Source organism: Thalassobius sp. MITS945101 (assembly GCF_047123305.1).
In the GTDB taxonomy this organism is placed as follows: Bacteria; Pseudomonadota; Alphaproteobacteria; order Rhodobacterales; family Rhodobacteraceae; genus Thalassobius.
Window position 1 is genome coordinate 2,572,731 of sequence record NZ_CP138918.1, and the last position, 18,626, is coordinate 2,591,356.

The 18,626-nt window shown below is 60.0% G+C and carries 17 protein-coding genes; 12 read left to right on the forward strand and 5 right to left on the reverse strand.

All coding sequences use genetic code 11. The features are described from left to right. The first annotated feature begins 41 nt into the window (after positions 1-41). The 4 genes from hflK (at position 42) to SIC14_RS12830 (ending at position 4,122) form a co-directional block, all read left to right on the forward strand. The gene (gene hflK, locus SIC14_RS12815) at positions 42-1,178 is read left to right on the forward strand and encodes an FtsH protease activity modulator HflK (RefSeq protein WP_412562316.1); all 1,137 of its coding nucleotides are present in this window, start codon (positions 42-44) and stop codon (positions 1,176-1,178) included. A 3-nt stretch (positions 1,179-1,181) separates the two neighbouring features. Beyond that, positions 1,182-2,060: a protease modulator HflC gene (hflC, locus tag SIC14_RS12820; RefSeq protein ID WP_412562317.1), complete on the forward strand. Its 879-nt coding sequence runs from the start codon at positions 1,182-1,184 to the stop codon at positions 2,058-2,060. Next, positions 2,060-2,254, forward strand: coding sequence for a DUF2065 family protein (locus SIC14_RS12825; protein ID WP_412562318.1), 195 nt, complete (start codon positions 2,060-2,062; stop codon positions 2,252-2,254). Before hflC ends, SIC14_RS12825 begins: the two co-directional genes overlap by 1 nt. A 470-nt stretch (positions 2,255-2,724) precedes the next feature. Further along, positions 2,725-4,122 carry a Do family serine endopeptidase gene (locus tag SIC14_RS12830; RefSeq protein WP_412565865.1) on the forward strand — a complete coding sequence of 466 codons (1,398 nt, stop codon included), beginning with the start codon at positions 2,725-2,727 and terminating at the stop codon, positions 4,120-4,122. An 80-nt stretch (positions 4,123-4,202) separates the two neighbouring features. On the opposite strand, the gene SIC14_RS12835 is transcribed toward SIC14_RS12830, so the two are convergent. Continuing rightward, on the reverse strand, positions 4,203-4,766 hold the full coding sequence (locus SIC14_RS12835; RefSeq protein ID WP_412562319.1) for a peptidoglycan-binding domain-containing protein: 564 nt from the start codon (positions 4,764-4,766) through the stop codon (positions 4,203-4,205). Positions 4,767-4,979: 213 nt separating this feature from the next. On the opposite strand from SIC14_RS12835, the gene SIC14_RS12840 reads away from it, so the two are divergent. Both SIC14_RS12840 and SIC14_RS12845 read left to right on the forward strand, forming a co-directional pair. Next, positions 4,980-5,303, forward strand: a complete 324-nt coding sequence (locus SIC14_RS12840) for a 2Fe-2S iron-sulfur cluster-binding protein (RefSeq protein WP_412562320.1) — start codon at positions 4,980-4,982, stop codon at positions 5,301-5,303. Beyond that, positions 5,303-6,001 (forward strand): FG-GAP repeat domain-containing protein, encoded by a 699-nt coding sequence (locus tag SIC14_RS12845; RefSeq protein WP_412562321.1) that lies wholly within the window; start codon positions 5,303-5,305, stop codon positions 5,999-6,001. Before SIC14_RS12840 ends, SIC14_RS12845 begins: the two co-directional genes overlap by 1 nt. 9 nt (positions 6,002-6,010) lie before the next feature. Here the strand turns inward: SIC14_RS12845 and SIC14_RS12850 are convergent, their stop codons facing one another. From SIC14_RS12850 to purD, 3 genes are all read right to left on the reverse strand, one after another. Continuing rightward, positions 6,011-6,628, reverse strand: coding sequence for a hypothetical protein (locus SIC14_RS12850; RefSeq protein ID WP_412562322.1), 618 nt, complete (start codon positions 6,626-6,628; stop codon positions 6,011-6,013). Between the two features lie 7 nt (positions 6,629-6,635). Beyond that, positions 6,636-7,268: a LuxR C-terminal-related transcriptional regulator gene (locus SIC14_RS12855; RefSeq protein WP_412562323.1), complete on the reverse strand. Its 633-nt coding sequence runs from the start codon at positions 7,266-7,268 to the stop codon at positions 6,636-6,638. A 94-nt stretch (positions 7,269-7,362) separates the two neighbouring features. Then, on the reverse strand, positions 7,363-8,625 hold the full coding sequence (gene purD / locus SIC14_RS12860; protein WP_412562324.1) for a phosphoribosylamine--glycine ligase: 1,263 nt from the start codon (positions 8,623-8,625) through the stop codon (positions 7,363-7,365). Positions 8,626-8,707: 82 nt separating this feature from the next. On the opposite strand from purD, the gene xseA reads away from it, so the two are divergent. The 6 genes from xseA to SIC14_RS12890 all read left to right on the forward strand — a co-directional run bounded on the left by xseA (position 8,708) and on the right by SIC14_RS12890 (position 17,469). Beyond that, entirely contained in the window at positions 8,708-10,276 is a 1,569-nt protein-coding gene (gene xseA / locus SIC14_RS12865) for an exodeoxyribonuclease VII large subunit (RefSeq protein WP_412562325.1), read from the forward strand. A 170-nt stretch (positions 10,277-10,446) separates the two neighbouring features. After that, a complete protein-coding gene (locus SIC14_RS12870; RefSeq protein ID WP_412562326.1) occupies positions 10,447-12,024 on the forward strand; it encodes an ABC transporter substrate-binding protein in 1,578 nt (525 codons plus the stop codon). Between the two features lie 204 nt (positions 12,025-12,228). Next, the gene (locus tag SIC14_RS12875; protein WP_412562327.1) at positions 12,229-13,785 is read left to right on the forward strand and encodes an ABC transporter substrate-binding protein; all 1,557 of its coding nucleotides are present in this window, start codon (positions 12,229-12,231) and stop codon (positions 13,783-13,785) included. A 51-nt stretch (positions 13,786-13,836) separates the two neighbouring features. Beyond that, on the forward strand, positions 13,837-14,799 hold the full coding sequence (locus tag SIC14_RS12880) for an ABC transporter permease (RefSeq protein ID WP_412562328.1): 963 nt from the start codon (positions 13,837-13,839) through the stop codon (positions 14,797-14,799). Between the two features lie 11 nt (positions 14,800-14,810). After that, positions 14,811-15,761 (forward strand): ABC transporter permease, encoded by a 951-nt coding sequence (locus SIC14_RS12885; RefSeq protein WP_412562329.1) that lies wholly within the window; start codon positions 14,811-14,813, stop codon positions 15,759-15,761. A gap of 4 nt (positions 15,762-15,765) precedes the next feature. Continuing rightward, positions 15,766-17,469 (forward strand): ABC transporter ATP-binding protein, encoded by a 1,704-nt coding sequence (locus tag SIC14_RS12890; RefSeq protein WP_412562330.1) that lies wholly within the window; start codon positions 15,766-15,768, stop codon positions 17,467-17,469. A 53-nt stretch (positions 17,470-17,522) separates the two neighbouring features. Here SIC14_RS12890 and SIC14_RS12895 read toward each other — a convergent pair whose 3' ends face one another. Continuing rightward, positions 17,523-18,521 (reverse strand): alkane 1-monooxygenase, encoded by a 999-nt coding sequence (locus tag SIC14_RS12895; RefSeq protein WP_412562331.1) that lies wholly within the window; start codon positions 18,519-18,521, stop codon positions 17,523-17,525. Positions 18,522-18,626 lie beyond the last annotated feature (105 nt).

Sequence of the window (18,626 nt, forward strand, 5' to 3'; positions counted from 1 at the left end):
CCACCGTGCAATCGGTGACAACGAGAGAGGTAACATAGCCCATGTCAGGCAATTCTGGCGGCCCTTGGGGCGGCGGCGGCAATAACGGAGGCCGCAACAACGGGGGCGGCAACAACGGAGGCCGCGGTCCGCAGGACGACGGCCCGCAGATCCCCGAGATCGACGAACTGGTGAAAAAAGGCCAGGAACAGCTGAAGGTGCTGATGGGCGGTCGGGGTGGTTCCGGCGGTGGTCAGAACCGTGGCGGCGCAGGTGGCGGCCAAGGCCTGCCGAAAGGCACCCTGGTGCTGGCCGCACTGGCGGCGGCGGGCCTCTGGGCCTTCTCCAGCTTCTACACCGTAAAGCCCGAAGAGCAGTCGGTTGAACTGTTCCTTGGCGAATATTCGGCCACCGGCAACCCGGGTCTGAACTTCGCCCCCTGGCCGTTTGTCACCGCCGAGGTGGTCAACGTGACCTCGGAACGGACTGAAAGCATCGGCCTGTCGCGCAGCTCGCAGGACACCGGTCTGATGCTGACCACGGACGCCAATATCGTCGACATAGACTTTCAGGTGGTGTGGAACATCAACGATCCGGCGCGTCTGCTGTTCAACATCCGCGACGCCCGCCTGACCGTTCAGGCCGTGTCGGAATCGGTGATGCGTGAAATCATCGCCGCCTCGAACCTGGCGCCGATCCTGAACCGTGACCGGGGTGTCATTGCTGACGGGGCCAAGGAACGTATTCAGACCATTCTGGACGAATATGAATCCGGCATCTCCATCGTTCGTGTGAACCTTGAAAAAGCTGACCCGCCGCGCGAAGTGATCGACAGCTTCCGCGAAGTGCAGGCGGCCGAACAGGAACGCGACCGTCTGCAACGTGAAGCGGATGCCTATTCCAACCGCGTTCTGGCACAGGCCCGTGGTGAAGCCGCGCAAACGCTGGAAGAGGCCGAAGCCTACCGCGCACAGGTTGTGAACGACGCCTTGGGTGAAGCCAGCCGTTTCTCGGCGGTGCGCGCCGAATATGAAAAGGCACCGGAAGTGACCCGCAAACGTCTCTATCTGGAAACCATGGAAAAAGTGCTGGGCAACGTGGATAAAACCATCCTCGACGGCGCGCTTGTGGGTGGCGAAAATGGCTCGGGCGTGGTGCCCTACCTGCCGCTGAATGAACTGCGTCGGGGGGGGAACTGATCCATGCGTTTGACAACATTAATCATCCCCGCCCTTGTGGTCGCCGCCGTCGGCGCCATGTCCTCGCTCTTTGTGGTGGACGAACGTGAGAAGGCGCTGGTGCTGCAGTTCGGTCAGATCAGAGACGTCAAAGAAGAGCCGGGTCTGAGCGTTAAGATACCGTTCATTCAGGAAGTGGTGCGTTATGACGACCGGATCCTGTCGCTGGACACCGACACCATCGAGGTCACCCCGTCGGATGACCGTCGTCTGGTTGTGGATGCCTTTGCCCGCTACCGGATTGCCGATGTGGTCAAGTTCCGTCAGGCGGTTGGCGCCGGCGGTGTGCGCTTGGCCGAAGAACGTCTGAGTTCGATCCTGAACTCGAAAATCCGCGAAGTGCTGGGGGCCGATCAGGTGACCTCGGACACCATCCTGTCGGAAAATCGCGCCGAGCTGATGGTGCGGATCCGCAACCAGTCCCGTTCCGAGGCGCTGGGCCTTGGTCTGGATGTGGTGGACGTGCGTCTGAAACAGACCAACCTGCCGTCGCAGAACTTGAACGCCACCTTCGCCCGGATGCGGGCCGAACGGGAACGTGAAGCCGCCGATGAGGTCGCCCGTGGTAACGAAGCCGCCCAGCGTGTGCGCGCGCTGGCCGATCGTACTGTGGTCGAAACGCTGTCTGAAGCCGAGCGTGAAGCCCAGGTGGTGCGCGGTGAAGCGGATGCGGAACGCAACGGTATCTTCGCCGAAGCCTTTGGCGCGGATCCTGAGTTCTTCGCCTTCTACCGGTCGCTTCAGGCCTATGAGAACGCGCTTCAGGGCAGCAACTCCTCGATGGTGATGACACCCGACAGCGAGTTCTTTGATTACCTGAAATCGGATCAGGTTTCGCAATAATGGAGCATCTGCTCCTGGCCCTTGGGCTTGTGTTGATTGTGGAGGGGCTGGCCTATGCGCTGGCCCCTTCGCTTATTGAGGAGCTGCTGAAAGCGCTGCGGGATCTGTCCCATGCCATGCGGCGCAATATTGGTTTGTTGTGTCTTGGCACCGGCGTGGCACTGGTCTGGTTCGCCAAACTCCTCGGCGCGTGATAGGCTGGTGTTCAAAAAGAGCGCTGGCGCGCACAGGTTTTCTCGGCCCTTCATTCCATTCCTGGGCCTCGGGGACCTCCGGTGGGGATATTTAACCCAAGGTGAAGGGGCCGGGCGCGCCTTTCAACGATCTTTAAATACTCTGGGGTGAATTCGGGCCTCTAAGAGGACCGAAGAGGGGCAACGCCCCTTTAACACCCTCGTTGGCCCTGACATTCGTTGAAGGGGCGCTAATTTGAAACCAGACTGAGCGGCTCACCGCTGCTTCACGCTCTGTTGAAATATCTTTGGTATGAGTGAGTTGCACATTGGCCCATCTCAACCGATGTTAAGGACAATCCGCCGCTGCGTCGCCCCCGACCTGTCGGCAATCTCAAGGAGAGGAGATCATGGGAGTGAACCAGAGAGAGGCCACCACCCGCGCCGTGGCAACACCAACCCGGCTCCAGCCGACCGTGAAAGCCTTCTGGATGGGTCTTTTGGCCAGTGCGCTGGTGTTTATCACCGCGCTGCAGGCCAATGCCCGTCCCGACAGTTTTGCCGAACTTGCGGAACAGATCAGCGATTCCGTTGTGAACATCACCACATCCACCGTGGTAGCGGGCAGCGACGGGCCCGGTCTGAACATCCCCGACGGCAGCCCGTTTGAGGATTTTTTCCGCGAGTTTCAGGACCGCAGCCCCAATGACCGTGCCCGCCGATCCTCGGCTTTGGGGTCAGGGTTTGTCATCTCGGAAGATGGTTACATCGTTACCAACAACCATGTGATCGAAAGCGCCGATGAGATCTTTATCGAGTTTTTCTCGGGCGAGGAGCTGGAGGCCAAACTGGTTGGCACTGATCCCAACACCGACATTGCTCTGCTGAAAGTTGAGGCCGACAAACCCTTGGATTACGTCATGTTCGGCGACAGCGACACCGCCCGTGTTGGGGATTGGGTTGTGGCCATGGGCAATCCGCTGGGCCAGGGTTTTTCGGTGTCGGCAGGCATTGTTTCGGCCCGAAACCGGGCGCTTTCGGGCAGCTATGACGACTACATCCAGACCGATGCGGCGATCAACCGAGGCAACTCGGGTGGGCCGCTGTTCAACATGGACGGTGAGGTGATTGGTGTGAATACGGCTATCCTGTCGCCCAATGGTGGCTCGATCGGCATCGGCTTCTCGATGGCCTCCAATGTGGTGACCCGCGTGGTTGACCAGCTGCAGGAGTTTGGCGAAACCCGACGCGGCTGGCTGGGCGTGCGCATTCAGGATGTGACCGATGATGTCGCCGAGGCGATTGGTCTGGAAAACACCGCCGGGGCGCTGATCACCGACGTGCCGGATGGGCCTGCCAAGGATGCAGGTGTGTTGCAGGGCGATGTGATCGTGACCTTTGACGGTGTCGAAGTGGCCGACACCCGCGGGCTTGTCCGCCAGGTGGGCAACACCGAAGTGGGCAAAGTGGTTCGGGTTGTCGTCTTCCGAGATGGCAAAACTGAAACCCTGAAAATCACCCTTGGACGCCGTGAAGAGGCCGAAGCAATTCCCGCGGCCCAACCCGGCCCAGCTGAGGATCCGATGGAGCCCAAGGATATGCTGGGCATGACGCTGAGCCCGGTCACCGATGCGCTGCGCGAAGAACTGAAGCTGAAGAAAGGCGCGGTTGGCCTGGTGGTCGTTGCCGTTGATGAAGCCACCGAAGCCTTTGAAAAAGGTCTGCGGATGGGCGATCTGATCACCGAGGCCGGTCAGCAGAAGTTGGAGCGGATTGGCGATCTAGAGGCCCGTGTTGAAGAGGCGCGGGACGCTGGCCGCAAGTCGTTGCTGCTGTTGGTGCGCCGTTCGGGTGAGCCGCGTTTTGTCGCGCTGAGCGTTGCCGAATAAGGCCAGCGGTTTCAGCTTCTGAAAATTAACAAAGGCTGCCCTTCGGGGCGGCCTTTTGATTTGAGGTGGCGAGGTCGGGCTTAGCTTTGATCCGGTGAGGCGATGCCGTCCCGCGACACAGCGACCAGCCCCAGACGGCGTGCAGCCCCCAGAGACAGGATGCCGCTGTCCAGACCTTCGGGTTGCTGGAACCGGCGCACCGCTGCGCGGGTGCGCTTGTCCATCACACCGTTGATTGCACCACGATAAACCCCACGCACCTGCAGCGCCCGCTGGAGGGAGGCAATAAACTCGGGTGTAATCTGCGTGGCGCAGGGGGTTTCAAACCAGATCTCACGCCGTTCACGCACAACAGCCTGGCGGGTTTCCGTCTTGTAGATGGCGGGTCGTAGCACAGTGCCATCTGCCAGCACTTCAGCGGGCTGTAGCATGACCTGTTCGGTCACGGTTTCATAAACGCCGGGCTGGATGCGCTTGCCCCAGCAACTGCCGGTCGCTGCACCTGGAGGGGCTTCGGCGACAAGTCGGGTCACTTCAGGCTCATTGCCCAGATGTGGCACCGGCAGGCCGGTGTCACAGCCCGCAACCAAAGCGACCAAGGGGGTCGCCAGCAGTGCCTTCCAACCTGGGAGGAATTGCGCCATGTGATTTGCCTGTGTCATGCCCATGCGCCGCGCTTTGACGCGACTGCTTTTTGACACTCTAGCTGTAAACGCCGCATCAATAAAGCACTGCTAAGCAGGATGCGACATTCACATTGCTGCGGGGGGCGTGAATGGGGCTGGAAAAGGCCGCGCTGGCCCGCTAGGAGGGATGGTGACATGAACAGCAAAACGAAAATTTCGGAGTAAGCCCGCATGGCGAAGATCACCTATGTCGAACACAATGGCACGGAACATGTGGTTGAGGTGGCCAATGGCCTGACTGTGATGGAAGGCGCCCGCGACAACAATATCCCCGGCATCGAAGCTGACTGCGGCGGCGCCTGTGCCTGTTCCACCTGTCACGTCTATGTGGATCCGGCCTGGGTTGAAAAGATCCCGGCCAAGGACGACATGGAAGAGGACATGCTGGACTTTGCGTTTGAACCCAACGCCGCCACCTCGCGCCTCACCTGCCAGATCAAGGTCAGCGATGCGCTGGACGGGCTGGTTGTGAAGATGCCTGAAAAGCAGATCTGATGCGTGGCGCGGCTGGCATTGCAGCTGCGCTTTGGCTCTGCGGAAATTCTGTTTTCGCGGAGCCGGTCATTGTTGGCGCGGACTACACGGCGCCGACCACCCGCTATCCGCATGGTGTGCTTGGGGATATCGTGGAATACGGCCAGCTGAACCTGCGCTTCGCGGATCAGCCTGTCCAGACAATCACCCTGCCGAAGGACCATGTGTTCGAAGACGTTGCGCCCCGTTTGTGGGATGTCACCGGCGACGGAAACCCCGAAGTTGTGGTGATCGAAAGTGACGCCGGCAAAGGGGCTGCGCTGGTGGTTTATGGCCCGGACGGCAAGCTGGCCGAAACGCCCCATATCGGCACCCGCAATCGCTGGCTGGCGCCCATCGCTGCGGCGGATCTGGATGGCGATGGCCAAGTCGAAATCGCCTATATCGATCGGCCCCATCTGGCGAAAACCCTGCGTGTCTGGCGTTTTCAGAATGGCGCTTTGAGTCAGATTGCAGCGGTCCAAGGTCTGACGAACCACAAGATCGGTTGGGCCTTCATTGCGGGTGGTTTGCGTGCATGCGACGGGCCTGAGTTGATCACTGCCGATGCCAACTGGCGTCGGATTATCGCCACGCGGTTTGAAGATGGTGTCTTGCGACACCGCGATCTTGGTGCGTACCGTGGGCCCGAAAGCCTTGATCACGCAAAGGGCTGCTGATCTGGAACCTTATCTGTCTGTGTCAGAACCTGTTGGTTGACCTGACGCGCGGTCCCTGAGGCCCTGGACCAAATCCCCCATTGCATGGGCGGGCAGGCGCAGCGGTGGATGCCAAGGGGCATAGGCCCAACCGACCGTGCCACCCAACACCGCCAGCAGCAACATCGGCAGCGCCGCTGCCCCCGCACGGCTGGCGGAAACGCCGGACACCCCCATGGCCACACCCAGGGCAATAGCCGCCGAAAGGCTCAGCACACCGATTAAAAACATCGCCAAACGCCCTTTGCCATATTCGCCAATGCCAATGGGAAATTCGGGCTGCTCCTCCGCCAGACTGGCGCAGATGGCCTCGACCAGATCAAGATGCACCTTTGCAGCTTCGCTGGAACCTTCCGGCCCATCAACGGTAACGCCGATCCGGTGGCGGCCCTCAGGGCCATGCAAGTCGATCCGGCGCATTAGAACGCCATTGACCCGATGTTCGACAAAATCCGCACGGTTGAGGCGGGTGAGGTCAAGGCTCCACCGCAGGGAGTCGTCATCTTCAACACGCGCAAGGGTACCGGCGGAAAGGCGAAAGGAGATAGCGCTGCGCAGGAGAGCGGGTTTGAACCGGAACACCAGCATCCCTGTCTCAGCTCCTACGGGCCGAGGTGGGCGAGGCGCTGATCACGTGATCGCCGTTGATCGCCCCCAATGACTGAAACAGACCGGCGGTGTTGGAGACCTGAAACTTCTTCAAAAGGCGGGAACGATGCACCTCCACGGTGCGGTGGGACATGCCCAGCTGAATGGCAATTTCCTTGGAGGTCTTGCCTTCGCCCATCAGGGTGAACACTTCACGTTCGCGCCGTGTCAGCGGCTGATAGGGGCGAGAATTGCTGAGATCGGCAAAGGACCAGACCGCCCGTTGCAGCGGGTCATCGGGGGTAAAGGTATGACCACGCACCCGGCACCAGAACAAATCACCATCGCGGCGCATCATCACCCGTTCGTCCCAGTAGCCTAGCCCTTCGGCCAGATCTTTCACACCACGATTGCGAATGTTGGCGAACTCTTCCTGCGACGGGTAGAGGATGTTGAACAGTTGATCCTTCAGATCTGCCTGCGCGTAGCCAAACATATCCGCAAACGTGGGATTGCAGCCGCGGATCACGCGGTTTTCGGTGACCACCAGCCCAACAGGGGCAAAGTCATAGCTCAGCTGAGCAAAATCGCCGCTGTCATAGGCATTTGCTACGGCGTCACTTGTGCTGTCGCTGGACATGGTTTTATCGGCTCCCTCTCACTTGGGGGTACGATAAGGCGGGTGGGTGGCAAGCGCAATTGCCGCCCGTCCCGTCGTGTTTGGGTAGTTGGTGTTACAGCGCGCGCCAGCCGATATCACGGCGGCAGAAGCCTTCGGGCCAGTCGATCTGATCGACCATTGCATAGGCGCGGTCTGCGGCTTCTTTCAGCGAGGCCCCACGTGCGGTGACGTTCAGCACACGGCCACCGGTCGCGATGATCTGACCGTCTTTGTCGCCGGTGCCAGCATGAAAACACATCTCAGTGCTGGTTTCGGGCAGGGCGTCGAGGCCGTTGATGACGGAGCCTTTTTCATAAGCGCCGGGATAGCCTTTGGCGGCCATCACAACCGTCATCGCATGATCGTCAGCCCAGTTCACCTGTGCCTCTGCCAAGCGGCCCTCGGCACAGGCCTGCATCAGATCCAACGCCTGCGCGCCGAGGCGCAGCATGAGCACCTGACATTCCGGATCGCCGAAACGCACGTTGTATTCCACCAGACGCGGCTGGCCGTCTTTAATCATCAGACCGACATAGAGCACTCCCTGGTAGGGCATGCCGCGATCGGCCATGACCTTCATGGTGGGTTTGATGATCTCATTCATCGCCTTTTCGGCAATTTCATCAGATAGCACCGGGGCAGGGGAGTAGGCGCCCATGCCGCCGGTGTTCAGACCCGTGTCACCTTCGCCCACGCGCTTGTGGTCCTGCGCGGTGCCGATGGCCAGACAATCCTCACCGTCCACTAGGATGAAATAGGAGGCTTCTTCGCCTTCCATGAACTCTTCGATCACTACCTCGGCGCCCGCAGCGCCAAATTCACCGCCGAACATATCGTCGATGGCGTCCAGCGCGGTCTGTTCATCCAGCGCAACGATCACACCTTTGCCTGCGGCCAGACCGTCAGCTTTGACCACGATGGGGGCGCCATTGGCGCGGATGTGGGCCTTGGCGGCCTCAGCATCGGTGAAATGACCGTAACCGGCGGTCGGTGCATTGGCCGCGTCGCAAATCTCTTTGGTGAAACTTTTCGAGGCTTCCAGCTTGGCCGCGGCGGCAGAGGGGCCGAAGACCAAGACACCAGCGTCGCGCAGACGGTCGGCAACACCTTCGGCCAGCGGGGCTTCTGGTCCGACAATCACAAAATCAATGGCGTTTTCTTCGCAGAAGTTCACCACCGCCGCGCCGCTCAGGATGTCGAGGCTGGCACAATCGGCGATCTTGGCGATCCCGGCGTTGCCCGGCGCGACAATCAGCTTGTCGCATTTCGGGTTTTGCATCACTGCCCAGGCAAGAGCATGTTCACGCCCGCCGCTTCCGAGAATTAGGATATTCATGATAGCCCTTCCGCTTGGCCTTCCGTTGGCGGCGTTCTAAGGTGCGCGGGACTAGGAAACAAGTGAGCAGAGCGGCGCAGGCATGTCTGACCTCTTCGACGACCCCAGAGAAGGCGAAAACGCCCCGGAATTCAGCGTCACCGAACTGTCCGGTGCGATCAAAAAGATGATCGAGGGCGAATTTTCCCATGTGCGCATCAAAGGCGAGATTGGCCGCGTGTCTTTTCCACGCTCGGGCCATGTCTATCTGGACCTGAAAGATGATCGCTCCGTGATTGCCGGTGTGATGTGGAAAGGTGTGGCGGCGCGAGTGCAGACCCGTCCCGAGGAAGGGATGGAGGTTGTTGCCACCGGCCGTCTGACCACTTTCCCCGGTCAGTCGAAATACCAGCTGGTGATTGAAGATCTGAAGCCTGCCGGTATGGGGGCCTTGATGGCCATGCTGGAAAAGCGCAAGGCGATGCTGCAGGCGGAAGGCCTGTTCGATCCTACGCGTAAACAGCCAATCCCTTACCTGCCCGAGGTTATTGGGGTTGTGACTTCACCCTCTGGCGCGGTGATCCGCGATATCCTGCACCGTTTGCGCGATCGGTTCCCGCGCAAGGTGCTGATCTGGCCGGTGGCGGTGCAGGGTGATCGCTGTGCATCTGAGGTGGCGCGCGCCATCAAGGGCTTTAATCAGCTGACGCCGGGCGGGGCCTTGCCGCGCCCTGACCTGCTGATTGTGGCGCGGGGCGGTGGATCGATCGAGGATCTCTGGGGCTTCAACGAAGAGGTGGTGGCCCGTGCAGCCGCGGCCTCGGATATTCCGCTGATATCGGCGGTGGGCCATGAAACCGATACAACATTGATCGATTTTGTCTCGGACAAACGTGCACCAACGCCCACAGCGGCGGCGGAACTGGCGGTGCCGGTGCGGATGGAGCTGATGGCCTGGGTCGATCAGCAAAACGCCCGCCTCAGCCGGGCGTTAAGCCAGGGTATCACCCAGCGCGGCCAGCGCCTGCGTGATCTGTCGCGGGCCTTGCCCCGGGCAGAGGTTTTGCTGGAAGGGCCGCGCCAACGTCTGGATGTTCTGGGCGATCGGCTTCCTCAGGCGCTGATCCGCGGGGTGCAGTCCCGCAAAGTGCATCTGTCCGAGGTTAAAGGTGGCTTGCGCCCTGTAAACCTGACCCGCCGGATTGAAGCGGAGAAACGTCAATTGTCCTCCCTGACCCCGCGTCTGGGGGGGGCGTTGTCACGGGATGTGAAACAACGCCGTGACAGTTTCGACCGGCTGGCCAAACGTCTGTCGGACGCAGGGCAGCGGCAGGTGGATAGCTGGCAGCAGCAGTTGGAAAATATGGACCGTCTGCGTGAAACGCTTGGCTATAAGGCCACGCTGCAACGGGGCTATGCGGTGGTGCGCACGGAAGGCAGCGTTGTCACCTCGCAAAACACGGCAAGCGCAGCACCCCATCTGGAGATCGAGTTCGCGGACGGGCGGGTAGTCGTCGCAACAGAGGCGAATCCCTCGGCCACAGGTCGCGGTTCACACCCCGAAGCCACCCCGCCGGAGACCATTCCTGCGACAAAACCTGCCGCAAAACCGGCGACGAAACCCAAGGTCAAGCCAAGTGGCGACAAGCCAGAGCAGGGCAGCCTGTTCTGAGCGCGACCAGCCTTGCCGCATTAAGGCGCAATTGGTTTTGGTGACTGTAAAAACATAGCGGCAAAGATGACTTTTTCAGTGTGACGCTAAAAAATGTTTTACCGTAATTCTTGCACCTGAACGAAAGTCATGTTCATCTCCCGCCACAAAAAACATTCAGGGAGAATGAAATGATTACCCGTTTTATCGGTCTTTCGGCCGCGCTGCTGTGTGGCACCGTGGCGGCTCAGGCGGAAACCCTGCGCTGGGCCCGTGCTGGTGACGCGCTGACGCTGGACCCGCACGCCCAGAACGAAGGCCCGACCCACACCGTACGTCACCAGATGTACGAACCGCTGATTATCCGTGACACCACCGGTGCATTTGAGCCGGCTCTGGCCACCGAATGGGCCCCCTCGGCTTCGGACCCCAACGTATGGGTCTTCAAGCTGCGTCAGGGCGTTAAGTTCCACGACGGTGCGGACATGACTGCCGAAGACGTTGTGTTCAGCTTTGAGCGTGCGAAACAGCCGAACTCGGACATGAAAGAGCTGATCGGCTCGATCGTTGAAGTGCGTGCTGTGGACGACCACACCGTTGAGATGGTCACCGATGGCCCGAACCCGATCCTGCCGTCGAACCTGACCAACCTGTTCATCATGGACAAAGGCTGGACCGAGGCGAACAACACCACCAAGGTTCAAGACTTTGAAGGTGGCGAGATCACCTATGCGACCACCAATGTGAACGGCACTGGCCCCTACACGCTGGTCAGCCGCGAGCAGGACGTGAAAACCGTCATGGCGCGCAACGAAAACTACTGGGGCCGTGACATGTTCCCGCTGGAAGTCAGCGAGATCATTTACACCCCGATCCAGAACGCACCGACCCGTGTAGCAGCCCTGCTGTCTGGCGAAGTGAACTTCCTGCAGGACATGCCGGTTCAGGACCTTCAGCGTGTTGATGGCGCTGCCGGTTACGGTGTGAAACAGGCCCCGCAGAACCGTGTGATCTTCTTTGGTATGAACCAGGGTGCAGATGACATCGAAGCGGACAACGTTGACGGCAAGAACCCGCTGGCTGACGTGCGTGTGCGTAAAGCCATGTCGATGGCGATCAACCGTGACGCCATCCGTCAGGTTGTGATGCGTGGCCAGTCGATCCCGGCCGGCATGATCGCGCCGCCCTTCGTCAACGGCTGGACCGCAGAAATGGACGCTTCGTCCAAAACCGATGTTGCCGCGGCCAAGGCGCTGATGGAAGAAGCCGGCTACGGCGACGGTTTCTCGATCCGTCTGGACTGCCCGAACGACCGCTACATCAACGACGAAGCCATCTGTCAGGCCTCTGTTGGTATGCTGGCGCAGATCGGCGTGACGGTAAACCTCGACGCCAAGCCGAAGGCACAGCACTTCCCGCTGATTACCAACGGCCAGACCGACTTCTACATGCTTGGCTGGGGTGTTCCGACTTATGACTCGGAATACATCTTCAACTTCCTGGTTCACGGTCGTGAGTCCGACATCGGCACCTGGAACGGCACCGGTTACGACAACGACGATGTAGATGCCAAGATCAAGACCCTGGCGTCGAACACCGATCTGGCTGCCCGTAACGCTGATATCGCTTCGATCTGGGGCGCGGTTCAGGACGAGCAGCTTTACATCCCGATCCACCACCAGGTTCTGAACTGGGCCATGGCGGACGGCGTCGGCATCAACGTTGATCCCGAAGATCAGCCGAAGGTCAAATACATCACGATGAACTAAGTTCTTCTGGTGAAAACCTCTTTCCGGTGGCCTCTGGGCCACCGGATTTCCACTGCGAATCCACAGCAATGGCACCGTGGGCCGGTACGTAACGCACGAGAATGTGAACGGTAACATGGGTTATTGGGTCGGATCGCACGCGATCATCTCGATAGACTGCAGCCTCACCCGCAAATTCGCGCGGGCACATCCAGGGAGATGACCATGAAGATATTTACCACCACGGCGCTGACCCTAGCGCTAGCCGCCACCGGCGCCTCTGCAGAGACGTTCCGTTGGGCCGGCACCACGGATCCGCAGACGATGGATCCCCATGCGGTGAACTCCGCGCCCGTTCTGGGCTTTTTGAACAACGTCTACGAAGGCCTGGTGCGCCGCGGCAAGGATATGTCGGTTGAGCCTGCGCTGGCGACCTCGTGGGAACCGATTGGCGACGGCGAAGGCTGGCGTTTCAATCTGCGGCAGGGCGTCACCTTCCATGGTGGCGAAGCCTTCAACGCCGATGACGTAATTTTCTCGTACAAACGGGCGTCGGGTGAAAATGCCGACACCAAATCCTGGTTCTCGCCGGTGGCCAATATGGTCAAGGTGGATGACTACACGGTGGATGTGCTGACCAAGGCACCAAACCCGATTTTCCCCGACAGTATCGCCAACTGGATGATTGTCGACAGCGGCTGGGCCGAAGCCAATGGCGCAGCGGAGCCGAACAAAGACGAAGGCAACTACGCCACCATCAACGCCAACGGCACCGGGGCCTTTATGGTCAGCGAACGTGAGCCGGGCCTGAAAACCGTGCTGGAACCCTTTGGCAGCTGGTGGGGTGAGGCAGAGCACAACATCACCCGCGCCGAATTTACGCCGATCCAGAACCCCGCCACCGCTGTTGCAGCGCTGTTGTCTGGGGATGTGGACATGATCAACCCCGTGCCAATCCAGGATGCAGGCCGCGTGGATGATCGTGACGGCGTCAAGGTGATCCGTGGCATTGAGGCCCGCGTGATCATGCTGGGCTTTGCCCATGAGGCCGCGATGCTGAAATACGGCGACGAAGGTGCGGACAACCCGTTCCAGGACGTGCGTGTGCGTCAGGCGGTGGCCCATGCCATCAACGTGCCTGCTATCCTGCAAACCATCATGCGCGGCTCTGCCGAGGAAGCCAGCCAGTTGGTCAGCCCGGCTATGCGTGGCTACGCTGATGCGCTGTCGGCGCGCCCCGCCTATGATCCCGAAAAATCCCGCGCCCTGCTGGCCGAGGCGGGTCACGGCGATGGTTTTGCCTTTGGCCTGAAGTGCCCGAATGATCGCTACCTGAACGACGAAGCCGTCTGCCAGGCGGTTGTCACCATGCTGGCGCAGGTTGGTATTACGGCGGAACTGGATGCCATGCCGGTGCGCAACTACTGGCCGGAACTGCGTGCAGATAACTTTGACATGTATCTGCTGGGCTGGTCGCCGGGCACCTTTGACCACGAACACCCGATCCGTTTCCTGGTGCACAGCCAGGTCGACAAACTGGGCTCGTGGAACTTCGGCGGCTACTCGAACGCAGCGGTGGATGAAAAACTGCCGATGATCCAGTCCGAGATCGACGACACCAAACGCCAGGCCATGATCGACGAGGTCACTGCGACCTACCAGAACGATCAGGTCTATGTACCACTTTACGTGCAGCCGCTTGTCTGGGGTGTGCGCGATAATATCGAGCTGACCCAACGTCCGGATAACTTCTTTATCCTGCGCTGGGTGAGCGTAAACTAAACCAACCTGCGGCGCGCTTCGGCGCGCCGCTTTAATTAAAGCGGGGACAACGTGTTTTCCTATATCGTTCGACGGGTGTTCCAATCCGTCATCGTGCTTCTTGTCGTGGGGCTTGTTGCCTTTGCGATGTTCAATTTCGTGGGCGACCCCATTGATAACATGCTGGGTCAGGAAAGAACGCAGGAGGACATTGATCGTCTGCGCGCCCAGCTGGGACTGGATCAGCCCTTCCCGGTGCAATACTGGAAATTCCTGATGAACGCGGCCGAAGGCAACATGGGGGTGTCCTACCGCCAGGGCCGTCCGGTCACCGACATCATCGCCGAACGGCTGCCGGCCACGCTGGAACTGGCATTGGTTTCAGGCTTCCTGGCGCTGTTCTTTGGCATCGTGATGGGCGTTCTCACTGCCATCCGCCGCGACGGCTGGATGGCCCATACGGTGATGACCCTGTCGCTGGTGGGCGTTTCGCTGCCGACCTTCCTGATCGGTATTCTGCTGATCTACATCTTCTCGGTTGAGCTGGACATGTTGCCCTCTTTCGGGCGCGGTGAGGTTGTGGACCTTGGCAGTTGGACCACCGGTTTCCTGACCGCCAGCGGGCTGAAAGCCCTGATCCTGCCGTCGATCACGCTGGGCCTGTACCAGACCACGCTGATCATGCGCCTTGTCCGGTCGGAAATGCTGGAAGTGCTGCGTCAGGACTATGTCCGCTTCGCCCGCGCCCGTGGTCTGTCCGAACGGGTCATTAACTTCCGCCATGCGCTGAAAAACACGCTGGTGCCGGTGATTACCGTGACTGGTCTGCAGCTTGGTTCGATTATCGCCTTCGCCATCATTACTGAAACCGTGTTCCAGTGGCCCGGTGTTGGCCTGCTGTTCATCAATGCTGTCCAGTTTGTGGATGTGCCGGTGATGGCGGCCTACCTGATGATGATTTCCGTCCTCTTTGTAGGCATCAACCTGATCGTCGATCTGCTCTATGTGCTGATTGACCCGAGGCTGCGCGGATAAGCGAGATAGACATGACTGAGACAACAACAACAGACAACGCGCGCCCCAAGTCCAAGCTGGGCCGCGCCTGGGATAGCGATATCGGCTATGCCTTCCGCCGGTCGCCGGTGGCGATCATTTCGCTTGCGGTGGCCATGACCTTGATCCTGGCGGCCGTGTTTGCCCCGCTGATCGCGCCCTATAACCCGTTTGATCCGGCCACATTGAACCTGATGAACGGCTTCACCCCACCAAGCGAGCCGAACGCCTTCACTGGTGAAACCTTCTGGCTGGGCACTGACGATCAGGGCCGCGATGTGTTCTCGACCATTCTATATGGACTGCGCATCTCGCTCTTTGTGGGCTTTGCGGCAGTGATGCTGGGGCTGACCCTTGGTGTGATCGCTGGGTTGGTATCGGGCTACTACGGTGGCTGGACCGACACGCTGATCATGCGGACGGCAGACGTACAGCTGACCTTCCCGTCGATCCTTGTAGCGATGCTGATCTTCGGGATCGCCAAAGGGGTGACCCCGGTGGAATACCGCGATCAGATGGCGATCTGGGTGCTGATCCTGGCCATCGGCCTGTCGGACTGGGTGCAGTTTGCCCGTGTGGTCCGTGGCGCCACCATGGTTGAAAAGAACAAGGAATACGTCCAAGCCGCCCGCCTGATCGGGCGCGGCAGCCTGCCGATCATGTTCCGTCACATCCTGCCCAACGTGCTGTCGCCGGTTCTGGTGATTGCAACGATCAGCCTGGCCCTGGCGATCATCGCCGAAGCCACGCTGTCCTTCCTGGGCGTGGGGGCGCCGCCAACCCAGCCGAGCCTTGGCACCTTGATCCGCGTTGGTCAGGGCTTCCTGTTCTCGGGTGAGTGGTGGATCCTGTTCTTCCCCGCCTGCACCCTGCTTGCGCTTGCCCTCAGTGTGAACCTGCTGGGCGACTGGCTGCGCGATGCGCTGAACCCCAAATTGCGGTGATCTCATGAGCCTTTTGAACATCAAAAACCTCACGGTTGAGTTCCCGACACGTCGCGGTGTTTTCACCGCTGTCAACGCCGCTGACCTGTCGGTGGAACCGGGGGAAATTCACGGCCTTGTCGGGGAATCCGGCGCAGGCAAATCCACCATCGGCGCGGCCATCATGGGCCTTTTGGAACGCCCCGGCCACATCGCCGATGGCGGCATCGAGCTGCAGGGGGACGCGATCAGCGGCCTTGATGCAGATGCTATGCGGTCCCTGCGGGGCCGCCGGATCTCGATGATCTTTCAGGATCCGCTGACCTCGCTCAACCCGCTGTTCACCGTGCGTCAGCAGCTGGTTGAGACCATTCGCGCCCATCTGGACGTGAATGAGGCCGAGGCCGACCAGCGCGCCCGCGATCTGATCGACCGGGTGGGGATTCCGGATCCGGACAGCCGTCTGGACCAGTATCCGCACCAGTTTTCAGGCGGGATGCGGCAGCGGGTGGTGATTGCCCTTGCGCTCTGTTCCGAGCCGGAGGTCATCATTGCAGATGAGCCGACCACCGCGCTTGACGTGTCGGTGCAGGCGCAGATCCTGGATCTGATCCGTGAACTGGCCAGTGAGCGTCAGGTAGGGGTGATCCTGATCACCCACGACATGGGGGTGATTGCCGACACCACCGACCGGGTTACCGTGATGTATGGCGGCAAAGTGGTGGAAACTGGCGCAACCTCGCAGGTGATCGGCGCGCCGCGTCATGAATACACCCAGTCCCTAATTGCCGCCGTACCCCGTCCGCAGCGCCGTCTGCACCGGTTCCCGCAGCTGTCCTATGGCGGTCGCGAGACACGTTTTGCGATCGAGGATCTGGCCCGTTCCTGGCCCAAGGTCGAAAACGACCCGTCGCGTCCTCTGCTGGATGTGAAGGGGATCACCAAGAAGTTTGTCAAACGTCAGGGGCTGCTGCCCTGGGACCGCGAATACTTCACTGCGGTCGACAATGTCAGCTTTGACATCCGTCCGGGCGAAGTCTTTGGCGTTGTTGGGGAATCCGGTTCCGGCAAATCCACCATCGCGCGGATGATCTCGGGGCTTTATCAGCTGGATGGCGGTGCGGTCGATTTCGACGGCAATCTGGTCAGTGATCTGAGCGACAAGGCCCGTCAGGCCGAATATCGCAAAGAGATCCAGATGATCTTCCAGGATCCCTATTCGTCTCTGAACCCGCGGATGCGGGTGGATCAGATCGTGTCAGAGCCGATCCGGCATCACCGCCTGCTGGACGGCAAAGCGGTGGATCAGCGGGTGGCGGAACTGTTGGAACGTGTGGGGCTGGGCGCGGAAGCGGCCGTTAAATACCCGCATGAATTCTCCGGTGGTCAGCGTCAGCGGATCGCGATTGCACGGGCCCTGGCAACCCAGCCGCGCTTCTTGATCTGTGACGAGCCGACCTCGGCACTGGATGTGTCCATTCAGGCGCAAATCCTCAACATTTTGAAGGATTTGCAGGAGCATCTGGGCCTCACCATGCTGTTCATCAGCCACGACCTGCCGGTGGTGCGCCAGATGTGTGACCGGGTGGCCGTGATGAAATCGGGCAAGCTGGTGGAACTGCAAGAAACCGAGGCGCTGTTCAACAATCCGCAGACCGACTACACCAAGTCGCTGCTGGATTTGATGCCACGCCTGGCAGACATCGCGGAGACGCCGGAAGCCTCCTGAGGGTCCGCGTAAAGCTAAAGAAACGGCGCCTTCTGGGGCGCCGTTTTTGTTTCCTAACGATCGAGCCAAGCCGCAAGTCGCGGGTCCATGATCCGCCGCCACAGCGCCGGATATAGGGCAATCATCGCCATCACCGGCAACGAATAGGGCAGGCGGGGCATGTCCTCTGTCAGACGCAGTCCGGGGTAGGCACGGCCGGGATTGAGGTGATGATCCGAATGACGTGGGGCGTTCAGCATCATTGCCGAGGAATAGCGGTGGGGCGTGTTCCAGCTGTGCTCTGCGCTGACAGGTTCGGCTTTGCCGCGTTCATCAATCTTACGTCGCAGCCCGTAGTGCTGCACGTAGTCCGAAAGCATCATCTGCAATTGTGCATAGAAACAAATAGCTAACAGGGCGAAGAGCATGTTGACGCCAAAGGACGCAGCGGTCCCAATCGTTAACGCCGCAATGGCAAGGTAGTGCAGATACGGATGACGCAGCGGGTTTTGGCCTCGGCGTCTTTTGTTTTCGGCCGCCAGTCCCGCGCGAAAGCCGCCACGCCAGCAATGCCCTGCAAACCGCCAGAACCCTTGCCCTTTTCGCGCGGAACTGGGGTCTTTATCGGTGCCCACATGGATGTGATGCACCAGCGGGTGGGCAGAGACATGATGGCCGATTAACAAAGATGAATAGACCAGCTTGCCCAAGCGGCGCAGCCAGCGGTTGCCGCGATGGATTAGCTCATGAGCGTTGGGATGCCCGATTTGCCCGAAGAACAGCCCGTAACCCACGAGAAGGCCGAGCCTTTCCAGTATTGAGTGCATTGTGCCACCGATCGTCCAAACGGCCAGCAGCAGCAACGGAAGATGTAATACAGCTAACAGCACCGCCAAACCGTCGCCGGATGGAAATTCCTCCCTAGGGTTAGGGGCCGTGTGGGCAAAGCGATCTATCCCCCAGGCGAACACTGTGATTGCCAGCACCGCGGCAACGACCCAGAGACCTCCGAACACGCTGCCACAGATCAATAGGGTTGCAGGAAGCAATGTTGCGAGGATGAAAAGGGGCATGAGGCAGGGCTTTGGAGTAGAGTTATCCACAGGGTGGCTTTGGGAGCGGCGTTGGGGCTGAGAATATACGGCTGGTTGTTAAAGTGATAGCTTTCGGTGGGTAAT